Here is a 13,962-nt window from a genome sequence, read left to right as displayed (position 1 = left end):
CCTGTCGCGCTTCAAGCTGCTTGGGCGAACCCTAGCGGTATTGGACCGGCCAAGGAACCGCTTGGCCCGCATCGACCACAGCTTTGTCGGAAGAAATCAGCGAGCGGCGCTGTTCAGCCGGCCAAGAAGCGCTGCTTTGGTCTTGCGGTCGACGAAAGCCGCCTCGATAGCCGTCCTGGTGACCGCGGCGAGCGCTTTCTCATTCATCGCGAAATGCTCCGCCGCGATGTCGTATTCGCGCTTCAGCGAGGTCCAGAAATAGGGCGGGTCGTCGGAGTTGAGCGTCACCTTGCAGCCCGCCGCCTGCAGGGCCGGAAACGGATGATCGGCGAAACTGTCGAACACCTTGAGCGCGATGTTGGAACCGGGGCAGCACTCCAGCACGACGCCCTCGTCGGCGATGCGCCGGACAAGGTCGGGGTTTTCGATGGCGCGCACGCCATGGCCGATGCGCGATGGGCGGATATGGTCGAGTGCCGCCTGGACGGTCTCCCAGCCCGTCAGTTCGCCGGCATGGATGGTGATGCCGAGCCCCGCCTCGCGGGCGATCTCGAACGCCCTGACATAGTCTTCCATGTCGCCCATGCGCTCGTCGCCGGCGACGCCGAAGCCGGTGACCAGCGGATGGCCGCAGCGCGCCGCGAAGCGTGCCGCCCGCTCTATCGATTCAACGCCGACATGGCGCACGCCGGTGACGATCATGCGGCCTTCTATGCCGGTCTTGGCCTTGGCGCGCAGCATGCCTTCGCCGAGCGCGTCGGTGTAGGCCTTGGGTGACAGCCCGGCTTTCGTCGCGTGGTCCGGCGAGGTGAACACCTCGGAGTAGATTGCCCCGTCGCGGGCCAGGCTGGTCAGATAATGGTCGGCCAGCCGCGCATAATCCTCCTCGGTCCGGAACAGGTCGGCGGAAAAGTCGTAGGCCGCCAGAAAGGAGGTGAAATCGTGCCAGACGAAGGAACCGTTCTGGATATAAGGCGAGGTATCCTTGCCGTATTTCTGCGCCTGCCGGATGACGAGCTCGGGCGCCGCTGCCCCTTCAATGTGGCAGTGCAGTTCCGCTTTCAAAGGCATTCAAACATCCCGTCGGTCAGTCCAGGTCTTGAAAACCCACCACCTGGTAGCGCGGCTGAACACCGCGCCTTAAACAATAGCGCCCGCATCATCGATCGGCTATGGTCCCGCCGGTTTTATGACGGATCAAAAAAATGTCAGTTGAGAGAACCACGGCCGCCGGCGGCATGGAAACCTCCTATGGTTTCAAGCGTGTAGGGGAAGGCGAGAAGCAGTCCCTGGTCAACGATGTTTTCCACAAGGTCGCCAACCGCTACGACCTTATGAACGACCTGATGTCAGGCGGCCTGCACCGGCTGTGGAAGGACGCCATGGTCGCCTGGCTCAATCCGCCCAAGCGCGCCGGCTGGCGCGTGCTCGATGTTGCCGGCGGCACCGGAGACATCGCCTTCCGCATCGTCGATGCCAGCCATGGCCATGCGCATGCCACCGTGCTCGACATCAACGGCTCGATGCTCGCCGTCGGCCGCGACAGGGCTGAAAAGAAGAGATTGTCCGGCAACACCGACTTCGTCGAGGCCAACGCCGAGGAACTGCCGTTCCCTGACGCCAGTTTCGACGCCTACACCATCGCGTTCGGCATTCGCAACGTCCCGCATATCGACGTGGCCCTGGGTGAGGCGTTCCGTGTGCTGAAGCCCGGCGGCCGCCTCCTGTGCCTGGAGTTTTCCGAGGTCGAGATGCCGCTGCTCGACAAGGTCTACGAAGCCTGGTCGTTCAATGCCATTCCCAAGATCGGCAAGATGGTCACCGGCGACGGCGAGCCCTATTCCTATCTGGTCGAATCGATCGCGAAATTCCCCAATCAGCAAAACTTCGCGGCGATGATTTCCCGCGCCGGCTTCGAGCGCGTCTCCTTCCGCAACTATTCCGGCGGCATAGCGGCCCTGCATTCGGGCTGGAAGCTTTGAAGCCGTCGCCCATCTCCTGCACGCGACGCGCCTTGCTCCAGTTCGATGAACCGGTGGGGCGGACGCGGCCATGAGCACCGTCAGCGCGGGATTCCGGCTCATACGGGCCGGTTGGGTGCTGGTGCGCGAGGGCGTCGTCGCTGCTCTGCCCGGCGAGGAACTGTCCGGCCTGCCCAAATTCGGCTGGCGGCTGGCGCGGCTGTTCACCCGCCGCCGCGCGCTCGCCTATGAGCGCAGCGATCGGCTGGCGAAGGCGGTGGTCCGGCTCGGCCCTTCCTACGTCAAACTTGGCCAGTTCCTGGCGACGCGGCCCGATGTCGTCGGCAACGACATGGCGCTCGATCTCGCCATGCTGCAGGACAAGATGCACACCTTCCCGAAGGCCGAAGCGATCGCGGCCATCGAGGCCTCGCTCGGGCGCAAGGTGGGCGATCTCTATGCGCGGTTCGGCGATCCCGTTGCGGCCGCATCCATCGCCCAGGTGCATACCGCCGACACCATGCAAGACGGCGTGGCCACCCAGGTGGCGGTGAAGGTGATCCGGCCGGGCGTTCGCCGCCGCTTCTTCCACGATCTCGAAAGCTATTTTCTCGCTGCTCGCCTGCAGGAAAAATACATCCCTTCCTCGCGCCGGCTGCGGCCGGTCGAAGTGACCGAGACGCTGGCCCAGACCACCAGGATCGAGATGGACCTGCGCCTCGAGGCGGCGGCACTCTCCGAACTCGGCGAGAACACCAGGGATGACCCCGGCTTCCGTGTCCCAACCGTCGACTGGGAGCGCACCGGCCGCGACGTGCTGACCATGGAATGGGTCGACGGCATCAAGATGAACAACATCGCCGGCCTCGAAGCCGCCGGCCATGACCTGAAGGCGATCGCCGCCAACCTCATCCAGTCCTTCTTGCGCCATACGCTGCGCGACGGCTTCTTTCATGCCGACATGCATCCGGGCAACTTATTCGTCGAGGCAAACGGCACCATCGTCGCCGTCGATCTCGGCATTGCCGGGCGCCTCGGGAAGAAGGAGCGCCGCTTCCTCGCCGAAATCCTCTACGGCTTCATCACACGCGATTATCTGCGCGTCGCCGAGGTGCATTTCGAGGCCGGCTATGTGCCGCGCCAGCACAATGTCTCTGCCTTCGCGCAGGCGATCCGTGCGATCGGCGAGCCGATCCACGGCCAGCCCGCCGAAACGATTTCGATGGCCAAGCTTTTGACGCTGCTGTTCGAGGTGACCGAACTCTTCGACATGGCGACGCGGCCTGAATTGATCCTACTACAGAAGACCATGGTGGTGGTCGAGGGCGTGGCGCGCACGCTCGACCCGGCCTTCAACATGTGGAAGACCGCCGAACCGGTTGTCGGCGGCTGGATCGCCGGTAACCTCGGGCCGCGCGGTCTTATGGTGGATGCCCGCGACGGAACCAAGGCGCTGCTGGCGCTGGTGCGCCAGGCACCGGAGCTTGCGGCGCGCACTGACCGGCTGTCACGCGAAATCGACCTGATGGCGGAGCACGGGCTGCGCTTCGACGAGACCACCGCCCGCGCCATCGGCAAGGCCGAGGCGCGCTACAGCCGATCCGGCCGCGTGGCGCTGTGGGTGATCGCGCTGACGCTGGTTTATATTGCCTGGAAGCTGCTTTAGGCTTCCGAGGGGGGCCGGCGGCTTGCGGCAGTTTGATTGCATTGCTATCATCGCTATCAGGCAAGATGAGTAGAGTGCAATCATATGGCCAGCATCACCATCCGCAACCTTGACGATGAGGTCAAGGAGCTGCTGCGCCGGCTGGCGGCGGAAAACGATCGCTCCATGGAAGAACAGGCGCGGGTGATGATCCGGGCCGCTGTCGACGGCCAGATCGGCCCGGTAGGCCGTCTCGACCAGATCGAGAAAGCCCTCCACGAACTGGCCAATTCGCAAGGCACCCCGGCGTCAGCCTTGGCAGGCAAGAGCTTGCCGCGAGGCACGCTTTCCAACAAACGCATCCTGCTGATCATCGGCGGCGGCATCGCCGCCTACAAGGCGCTCGACCTGATCCGCAGGCTGCGCGAGCGTGGTGCGGCGGTGCGGGTGGTCATGACGTCGGCGGCGCAGGAATTCGTGACGACGCTGTCGGTCGGTGCGCTCTCCGCCGACCATGTCTTCACCGACCTGTTCGACCGCAACGATGAACACGATGTCGGCCACATCAGGCTGTCGCGCGAAGCGGACCTCCTGGTGGTGGCGCCCGCCACCGCCGACCTGATGGCCAAGCTCACCAATGGCCACGCCAACGATCTGGCCTCGACCGTGCTCATCGCCACCGACAAGCCGGTGCTGATGGCCCCGGCGATGAACCCGAAGATGTGGTCGCATCCTGCCACCCGCCGCAACCGCGCGACATTGGGCAAGGACGGCATCGCCTTCGTCGGCCCCGCCAAGGGTGAGATGGCCGAGAGCAACGAGGCCGGCGAAGGTCGCATGGCCGAACCGCTGGAGATCGTCGCAGCGGTCGAGGCGCTGCTCGATGCCGGCCCCAAGCCGCTAGCGGGGCGCAAGATCATCGTCACGTCAGGCCCGACACACGAGCCGATCGATCCCGTGCGCTATATCGCCAACCGGTCGTCCGGCAAGCAGGGCCACGCCATCGCCGCGGCATTGGCAAGGCTCGGCGCCGACGTGCGCCTCGTCACCGGCCCCGTCGCCATTGCCGATCCGGCCGGGGTGAAGACCGTCCATGTCGAACGGGCGCAGGAGATGCGCGACGCGGTGGAACAGCTTCTGCCCGCCGACGCCGCGGTGTTCGTCGCCGCCGTTGCCGACTGGCGCACCGAGAATTCGGCCGGCGAGAAGATCAAGAAGGTCGCGGGCGAAGGCCCGCCGATGCTGCGCATGGTCGAGAACCCCGACATCCTGGCGGGCGTCGGCCACCACAAGCAGCGACCAGGCCTGGTCGTCGGCTTTGCGGCCGAGACACAGGATCTCTTGCGCAATGCCGAGGCCAAGCTCAGGAAGAAAGGGGCCGATCTCATCGTCGCCAACGATGTGTCGCATACCAGCGGTATCGGTCCTTCAGGTGTGATGGGCGGCGATCGCAACCGGGTGCGGATCGTGTCGAAGGCCGGCGTCGAGGAATGGCCTGAAATGACCAAGGACGAAGTGGCGGCGCGGCTCGCCGCGCTCATCGCCGAGCGGTTGAAAACGATCATCGTCTGACAAGTGTCGGCGCAAGCATTTACCGCCAACACCCTGTCGCTTGCGGTGACGGTCTAAGCCGTCAGTTGGCCAAAAGCTCCGCGGTGCGGGCAAGCGCCCCACCGAAGCCGTTGAGCGGAATGGAAAAGCTTACGACTTGCCCCGTATCCGCCGCGAACGCATCGATCTTGAGCGTGGTGCCGTTCTTGAGCAGCGGCGTGACATTGGCATCGAACGCTACCGGCACCAGGCAGCCGACCACCTGGCAGGTGTTGAACGGCAGGCTGCCGTCGAGCTTCTGGTCGTCTATGGTCAGCGTGACGCCCTTGGCAAGCGCCAGGCCGAACGGCAGGGCAAGGGTTCCGGTCGCATCCTCGCCGGTCTTGCTCGACAGCTCGATCGCCAGCAGCCGCTGGTTGCTTTGCTTGTTGAACTGCTGGTGCGACAGGCTACAGACCTTGTTGGTGCCCGATATCTGGCAATTGACCGTCCAGTCGCCATGGGTTTCGGACAAGGCCGAAGCACCACCGGGCAGCTGCGGCGCGTCAGCCGCGGCGGGCGGCGTTGCCGTCACCTTGTCGCTCTTGGTTTGCGCCGCCATGGCCGGCAGGCCTGCGATACAGGCAGCACCCAGCACGGCTGCGAAATACGCGTATTTCCTCATCAAGATCTCTCCCGCCGGGCTCCGCCTCGAGCCAGCCTAGAAACTGACCTTGAGAGACGCGCTGACTGCATTCTGTTTGACCGTTTCCCCGAAGGCGCCACTATACCTGACGGACATGCCGACGCCATTGACGCCATTCAACTCGAGGCCGGCGCCGACCCGATAGAGCGGCGAATCGATCGCCTCCGTCAAGTGCAATGCCGGGTTGCCGGGCAGATTCTCCGCAGCCGCGAAGCGTCCTTCGATCTCCCACTCCTTGGTTGAAAACTCCACCCCAGCCTTTCCATAGAGGCGAAGGCTGGCAATGTCGCTGAGTGCGATGTCGGTTCCAATTTCGAGCGCCGGCGTCGCCGCATAGAAGGTGTCCGCCGATCCGTCGAAGTTGAAACCGGCAGCCGACCCCTCTTCCTTTCCCGAAACACGCAGCCAGCGCGCGTCGAACTGCAAGGTCGGCTGCAGGTAGAACGCGCCCATCTGTTGCGTGAAGCCAAGCCGTGCCGAGCCACCGAACTGAGCGGTCTTCTGCGTGTAGGTGACGCTGTTGCCGATCCCGGGCAGCATTTCCTCGTCCAGATAATCGCCGATCAGCGTTTCGCCGGGAATGAAGAACGCCGGATCGATATGGGTATCGCGTTCGCTCTTGAAGGAACCGGTGCCGCCACCGAGCGCGAAGTCGATGAAGTAATTCTTGTCGGCGTACTTCGCCAGCGCATAGGCCTGCCAGGCCTCACCGGTGGTTTGTGACAGCAGTTCGCCGTTGGCGTCGATCTTGGAGTCGAATTCCGTACGGCCGATGGTGGCGCCCAGCGACCAGTTCTGGCCGACCTCGCCGATGCCGCCAAGCGACATGGTCTTCAGGACGTCGTCGCGGCTGGTGGTCCCGGCACCCGCGTCGCGGCTGTATTCGGCCTGCGGACTGATCGTCGCCCAGATGCAGCGGCCGTCGGGGTTCTTGTAGGCCGGCACACCGGTGCATTCGCGCGCCGTTTCCAACATGATGTCGGCCTCGCGGTTGATCATGTCGAAGGCATGCACCGCATAGTGCGGCGTCAGTCGCGTCAGCGCGGCACCCAGTTCCTGCTCGTTGGGCAGGAAGCGCAGCATGTTGATCAACCGCGCCATCGGGTTGTCCGGGGTCGAGGCCGCCTCGACGTCGTCGAGATACTGCGCCAACTGGAACACGCCCGGATCGGTGGTTCCGGAACCGGGATCCTGCGCCAGTTCGAGGAAGGTCGGATTGTCGGCGTAGAGAACGAGATCGGTGCCGTTATCCACCTTGAACTGGAAGTTGAAGCCCACTGCCGGATGCAGGGTTTTCGCCTCGATGCCGGAATCGGTCATCGCCGAACCTTTGGCCACCACATATTCGGTGAACAGCTTGTCGATCGTGAGGAAGTTCAACGGAGCCTCGCCGTTGAAGTCGCCAGCGCCTGTCAGCGCCAGCGCATCGGTGATCTGGTTGTTGAGGTCCACGTCGGTGACGAAGTCGCCGGAGAGAACCTGCTTGAAGCCGCCGCCGACATCCACTTTCGCAACCACGCCGATGCCCTGGTTGGTATAGAGCCCATCATTGGTGAACAGCCCGCCGCCGAGATCGATGGTCTTGAGGCCGACCATCGAGGAATCGGCGAAATTGTGGAAGCTGTTGTTGCCGCCGCCGAGATCGATGTTGCCGATGACGCGTCCCAACGTGTCGGCCGCCTTGGAATTGTCGACATGGTCATCGCCCGATGTGCCGGTGATGGCGAGCGGACTGAAATCGTCCAGCAGCGATTCCAGGATCGCGTTTGTCGGCACCACCGGGCCGGGCGCAAGCAGGAAAGCCTGAAACGCCTGGAACTGCGCTGCCTGGATCTCGAAAGTCGGCGTCGCCCCCATCGCGTAGAGCAGGCTGTGGTTGGTCAGCGTGTTGTCGGCGCCGCCGACGAGCATCGCCGCGACACCGGTTCCGGCCCCACCGATCGTATATTGGCCATTGAGGTTGATGGTGATGTTGCCCTTGGCGCCCTTGGCCGTGCTCTCGCCATAGACAGCCACCGAATCCGCGCCTTGTGCGAACAGGCTGTCACCCGCCGTCAGGTCGACCGCATGGGCGTCGCCATTGCCTGTCGCGCTCTGCCCGAACATGGCATAGGCACTCGCGCCCTTCACCCAGACCCGGCTGTCGGTGCTGGCGGATGCCGCCGCGGCGTCGCCGACACCACCTTGCGAGCCCGCGGCCGACTGGCCCATGCCGAGCGAATCGGTGCCGCCGGCGCCACCGCCGCCACCAACCGCCTGGGCGACGATGCCGTGGCCACGGTCGCCATCGGTCTCGATCGCGCCCGACTGGATGATGGTCACCTTGCCGCCGGTGCCCTTGGTGCCGCCGGGCGTGTTGAAGCCGATGGCATTTGGCCCGCCGCCATCGTCGTCGGCGCCAAAGCGGCCGAAGCCCGCACCACCGATGCCGCCGCCGCCGCCCACTGATTGTGCGATGATGCCGATCGAATCCTTGCCGGTGGTGGTGATCGTGCCGGTGCGGATGACGGTGACGTCGCCGCCATCGCCGCCTTTGCCGCCGACACCACCAATGGCCAACGCGTTCGAACTCTTGCCCTTGGCGTCACCGCCATAGCCGCCACCGCCGCCGACCGATTGCGCGACCACGCCATGAGCGCGTTCGCCGTGGGTGATGATGGTGCCGGAAACGGTGACATCCACTTGCCCGCCATTACCGCCATTGCCGCCGAAGCCGCCAAGCTGCAGGGCGACCGATTCATCGCCTGCCGTGTCTGCTGACACCACGCCGCCATAACCGCCGCCGCCGCCGATGGACTGGGCGAAGATGCCGAGCGCGCCGTCCTTCCAGGTCTCGATGGCGCCGTCATTGTTGACGATGACATGGCCGCCATTGGAGCCGTCGCCGCTTGGCAACGAGGCCGCGCCGCCGATCGTCATGTCGGCCTTCGAGGTGTTGGCCGCGGCACCCGATGCGCCGCCACCGCCACCGACCGACTGCGCAAAAATACCGTGCGAGAGGTAGCCCAGGGTGGTGATCTTGCCGTGGTTGTCGACCGTCACGTCACCCCCGCGGCTGCCTACTCCACCCAGGCCGCCGATTGCCAGGGACACAGACGTCTCGGCGCTGCCCGTCTCGGTCGAACCAGCACCGGCGGCACCGCCGCCGCCGCCAATCGACTGCGCGAAGATGCCATAGGAATTGTCGCCCTTGGTCAGAATCTCGCCCGTGTCGAAGTTCGTGACATGAACGAAATCGCTCTTGCCGCCGTCGCCACCGGCTCCGCCGAGGCTGAGCGTAATGGCCACATTGGAGTCCTTGGCCGAAGTGCCGGAAGCGCCGCCGACGCCGCCGCTGCCGCCAATCGACTGCGCCATGATGCCGTGCGAATAGGCCGCCTCGGTGTGGATGTAGCCGCTGTTCTCGACGACGATCTTGCCGCCGTCGCCGCCGACCTTGCCCGATCCGCCGAGCGAGAGGTTGACGCTGACTTCCGAGTCATCGGTCTTTCCGGTGCTCTCGCCGGCACCGCCGGCGCCACCGCCGCCACCCACGGACTGCGCGAAGATGCCGATCGAGCGCTCCTGCTTGGTCCAGATTTCGGCCGTCCCAAGATTGAAAACGTCGACCTCGAAGCCACTGCCGCCGCCGCCGCCCGCCCCGCCGAGCGCGCCGCCGATGGCATATTTGCCGAGAACGCCCGATGTCGCCGAACCGCCGACGCCACCACCGCCGCCGATGGAGTTGGCCGAGATGCCGTAGGAATCGGCGCCATCGGTGACGATCAGGCTCCGGTTGGTGACCGACACGGTGCCGCCATTGCCGGCGCCGCCGGCAGCAAGGCCGATGGCCGCGCCGATGCCCACGGATGTCTCGCCCTCGCTGCCGCCGCCGACGATCTCCTCGTCGGTCGAGGCCGCTCCGCCGCCGCCGCCGCCGCCGCCGACCGACATAGCTAGTATGCCTATCGAATTGAAACCCTGGGTCCGGATCACGCCGGAATTGTCGACATGCACGCCGGCGCCGATGACATTGCCGCCGCCATCAAGGCGGAACATCGCCGCATCGTTTCCGGACCCGCCCTTACCGCCGATGCCGACATTGACGGTGACGCTCGTCTCGCTGGTGCCGCCCAGATGGAACGCCTTGGCGTTGCTCGCGCCGCCCATGCCGCCGCCGCCGCCCAGCGACTCCGCGACGATGCCCGAGGAGAAATCGCCCGTGGTCGTCAGGTTGCCGCTGTTGATCACGTCGACCGCGCCGGAAGTATTGCCTGTGCCGCCGCCGCCGCCGACACCGACATTGACCGCGACGTTGACCCCCTCGCCGCCGCCGAGATCGGCGGTCGCGCCATTGGTCGAGCCGCCATTGCCGCCGCCGCCGCCGATCGACTGAGCCATGATGGCCGCGCTCATGTCGCCGGCGGTTTGCACCGTCAAGGCGTTGTGGACGAGCACGTCATCGCTGACATTGCCGTCGCCGCCACCGCCGCCGATGCTGACCGTCGCATTGATGGCGACATCGTTGCCGTAACCGCCGGCCGCCCCCCAGGAATCGCCGCCATTGCCACCGCTGCCGGCGACCGATTGGGCAAGAATGCCGACCGCCTGATAGCCACTGGTGACGATGCTGCCGCCACCGTTCAGGCCAGTGTCGACCGTCACCAGGTCGCTTCTGCCGCCATCGCCGCCCCAGCCGCCAACCGTAACACCCAGGCTGACACTGGCGTCGGTGCTGACAGCACCGGTGATTGTGGTCGCCCGCCCGCCATTGCCGCCGCCGCCGCCGATCGACTGCGCGACGATGCCGCCCGACCCGACCGCATCGGTATCGGCAATGATGTTGCCGTCCGCCTTGACCGTAACCTTGCCGCCAGGGCCGCCGTCGCCGCCAGTGCCGCCAATCGACACACCCACGGCGGCGGAGAAATAAAGGCCGCCGCTGAAGGCGCCGGAATAGGCATTGCCGCCATTGCCGCCGCTACCGCCGACTGACTGAGCAAGAATGCCCTTGGAGCCGGCTCCCGCCACGTGAATGTCGCCCTTGTGGGTGACCGTGACCTCCTTGCTTAGATTCGCGTCGCCGCCACCGCCGCCAAGCGCCACGCCGGCCGCGCCGAACGCGCCAACGGCAACGGCCCCGGTGCTGCCGCCATTGCCGCCGCCGCCGCCGACCGACTGCGCCAGTATGCCATTCGAGAGCGCGCCCTTGGTTGTGATGTTGGCGTTGTTGATAACCTCGACGACGCCACCCGCGCCGCCACCGCCGCCCGCGCCGCCGATGCCGACGGCGGCGAACAGCCCGCCGGCCACGGCAAAGCCGCCGTCGCCGCCGGACCCACCGACCGACTGCGCGAAGATGCCGTTGGACAGGTCGCCACCCGTATCGATCTTGCCGGAGTTGTTGACAAACACCTTTTCGCTCGTGCCCGCCGAGGCGCCGGTACCGCCCAGCGAGAAGGACGGGCCGCCCAAGGTGACGCTGAAGCCGCCAGACCCCCCACCGCCGCCGATCGATTGTGCCAGGATACCGTGCGACTGGTAGCCCCCGGTGCTGAGCGCGGCCGCGTTGATGACGTCGACCGTGCTGGAAACGCCGCCGCCTGCGCCCTTTCCGCCGATGCCGATGTTGACGCCGGCACCGAGCGCGACGACGCCGCCACCATTGCCGCCGCCACCACCGATCGACTGTGCCACCATGGCCGAAGACCGCTCGCGTGTCGTGGTGACGGAGCCGCCATTGTCGGTGATCTTGACCGCACTGGCGTCGCCCGCAACGCCGCCGCTGCCGCCGATGCCGACAGACGCGGCCAAGCCGAGGCCACCGACGAAGCTGCCATTGCCGCCACCGCCGCCGATCGACTGGACAAGGATACCGATCGAATCGGCACCCGCGGTTTTGACGACGGAATTGTCCGTAAAGAAGCTGGCGGCCATGCCTTTGCCGCCGCCCGCGCCGCTGCCGCCCACGCCGACATTCACGCCCAGGCTGCCGCTGATCACCGCGCCGGCATTGCCGCCGCCGCCGCCAATGGACTGCACGATGATGCCGGCCGACCGATCGTTGGACGTTGTCACGCTGCCATTGGAACGCGCATCGACAACGCCGCCATCGCCGGCGGCGCCGCCACTGCCGCCAACGCCCACGGAAACGATGGCCGAGACGGCGATCGAAAAGCCGCCATTGCCGCCGCCGCCGCCAACCGACTGCACGATGATGCCGGCCGAATCCGCGCCATGCGTCGTCACATCGGACTGGGTGCCGTTGAAGGTGACCGCATCGCCGGTGCCGCCGCCGGCGCCTTTCCTGCCGATGCCGACACTGACGCCGGCGCTGCCTGCGACGCTGCCGCCGCCATTGCCGCCACCGCCGCCGATCGACTGCGCGATGATGCCGGCGGAGCGATCCTGGAATGTTTCGACGCTGCCGCCGGTCGTCATGTTGACCGTGCCGCCCTTGCCGCCCGGGCCGCCTTCGCCTCCGACGCCGACCGAGATAAGCGCGGAGATCGACAACGCAAACCCGCCATTGCCGCCGCCGCCACCCACCGACTGGGTCAGGATGCCGGTCGAGTCGGTGCCATGCGTCGTCACATGCGAGATGCCGACATTGTAGATGACGTTACCGCCGGCGCCGCCCGCGCCACCCTTGCCGCCGATCGAGGCCGAAACCGCTCCGCTGACCGTATAGCTGCCGCCCCCATTGCCGCCGCCGCCGCCCACCGATTGCGTCAGTATGCCGATGGCAGAGATTCCGCTCGTCTCGACCGTTGGACCGCCGGCGGCCTGCTGGACGTTGACGTCGCCGCCATTGCTGGCCGCACCGCCGGAACCGCCGACGCCGACCGCGACCACCGGGCCGCCGGCGATGGCGAAACCGCCATTGCCGCCACCACCGCCGATCGACTGGATGACGATGCCGATCGCGCCGTCGCCGCTGCCGTCGGCGCCGGTCTTGATCGAGCCCCCGAGATTGCCGAAGACACTGCCGCCCTTGCCGCCGCCGCCGCCGGATCCGCCGAGTGCGATCGATCCGATCGCGCCGCCGCCGTCGCCGCCACCACCGCCGACCGATTCAACCAGCATGCCGATGGCGCCGACGCCGTTGGTGGTGATGGAACCCGTGTTGGTGCCGGTCGCTGTGCCGCCATTGTTTCCGTCTTGGCCCGAGCCGCCGCCGCCGAAGAAGCCGAAGGCTCCGCCGCCATCTCCGCCACCGCCGCCGACGGACTGGATGACCATACCGCTGGCGAAGTCGCCCATCGTGGTGATGTTTCCGGAATTCTTGCCATCCGCCAAGCCGCCGACGGTCGGCACGCCGCCATTGCCACCGCCACCGTTGATAATTCCGGTTCCCTGCGCTCCGTCGCCGCCGGAGCCACCGGCCGAGCGAACCAGGATGCCCTTTGAAAAGGTACCTTGCGTGTGAATGTCGCCTGCATTGTCCGCCGACGCCGAGCCACCATTGCCGCCGGAACCGCCATCACCACCTTTGCCGGATCCGATGCCGCCGACGGCGGTGCCGCCATTGCCGCCATTGCCGCCACTGGCGTTGACGGTGATACCGTTCGCCAGGTCCGCTGTCGTTGTGATGTTGCTGGTCGATGTGGTCGTCACGGTCGCGGTGCCGCCGTCGCCGCCTCTGCCACCGGTACCACCGTTGATCAGCAGCAGATGGAAGGCAAATCCACCATCGCCGCCATCGCCGCCACTTGCATTTGCACTGATGCCGCTCGCGGAGGCGCCACTGGTCTGCAACTGGGCCGTATTCGTGATATCGACGACGCCACCCTTGGCCCCATTACCGCCATTGCCGCCATCGACCTCGAAGAAGGGAGGGACAATGGTTGGCTCGACGGTCGAGCCGCCATTGCCGCCTCTGCCGCCAACGGCGCTGCCGACAAAGGCGCTGCCGACGCTCGATTGCGGATCATTATTTGTGTAGTTGACCGGTCCGGTGGGAGGATGGCCGTCATCCGCATCGGCATCGCCGATCACATTTGCGCCGTTGTCTCCGGGCGCACCGTCGTGATTGATCACGACCTGCGCATGGACTGGGCTTGTGTGCAGAAGGGCAAAACCGCTCAGAGCCGTGGCACCAAGCAACAGGGTCAGCCGCGCTGCCATGACTGCCAGACGAG

The 13,962-nt window shown here is 66.1% G+C and carries 6 protein-coding genes; 3 read left to right on the top strand and 3 right to left on the bottom strand.

Going from position 1 to position 13,962, the window contains the following annotated elements:
* Positions 1 to 96 precede the first annotated feature (96 nt).
* Positions 97 to 1,071 carry an adenosine deaminase gene (locus EN850_RS06525; protein WP_127280962.1) on the bottom strand — a complete coding sequence of 325 codons (975 nt, stop codon included), beginning with the start codon at positions 1,069 to 1,071 and terminating at the stop codon, positions 97 to 99.
* Positions 1,072 to 1,205: 134 nt separating this feature from the next.
* Here EN850_RS06525 and ubiE point away from each other — a divergent pair, with 134 nt between their 5' ends.
* The 3 genes from ubiE (at position 1,206) to coaBC (ending at position 5,178) form a co-directional block, all read left to right on the top strand.
* Complete coding sequence (ubiE, locus tag EN850_RS06520) at positions 1,206 to 1,982, top strand: bifunctional demethylmenaquinone methyltransferase/2-methoxy-6-polyprenyl-1,4-benzoquinol methylase UbiE (RefSeq protein WP_127280961.1); 777 nt, start codon at positions 1,206 to 1,208, stop codon at positions 1,980 to 1,982.
* 70 nt (positions 1,983 to 2,052) lie between these two features.
* A complete protein-coding gene (ubiB, locus tag EN850_RS06515) occupies positions 2,053 to 3,627 on the top strand; it encodes a 2-polyprenylphenol 6-hydroxylase (RefSeq protein WP_136090862.1) in 1,575 nt (524 codons plus the stop codon).
* 84 nt (positions 3,628 to 3,711) lie between these two features.
* Entirely contained in the window at positions 3,712 to 5,178 is a 1,467-nt protein-coding gene (gene coaBC / locus EN850_RS06510) for a bifunctional phosphopantothenoylcysteine decarboxylase/phosphopantothenate--cysteine ligase CoaBC (protein ID WP_210237985.1), read from the top strand.
* Between the two features lie 61 nt (positions 5,179 to 5,239).
* Here coaBC and EN850_RS06505 read toward each other — a convergent pair whose 3' ends face one another.
* Positions 5,240 to 5,821, bottom strand: a complete 582-nt coding sequence (locus EN850_RS06505; RefSeq protein ID WP_127869972.1) for an invasion associated locus B family protein — start codon at positions 5,819 to 5,821, stop codon at positions 5,240 to 5,242.
* A 36-nt stretch (positions 5,822 to 5,857) separates the two neighbouring features.
* Positions 5,858 to 13,861: an autotransporter outer membrane beta-barrel domain-containing protein gene (locus tag EN850_RS37690; protein WP_281407259.1), complete on the bottom strand. Its 8,004-nt coding sequence runs from the start codon at positions 13,859 to 13,861 to the stop codon at positions 5,858 to 5,860.
* Positions 13,862 to 13,962 lie beyond the last annotated feature (101 nt).

Source organism: Mesorhizobium sp. M8A.F.Ca.ET.207.01.1.1 (genome assembly GCF_004794715.1).
Lineage (GTDB): Bacteria > Pseudomonadota > Alphaproteobacteria > Rhizobiales > Rhizobiaceae > Mesorhizobium.
Note: the sequence above shows the minus strand (reverse complement) of the source record. Positions and strands in the feature narration are given on the sequence as shown.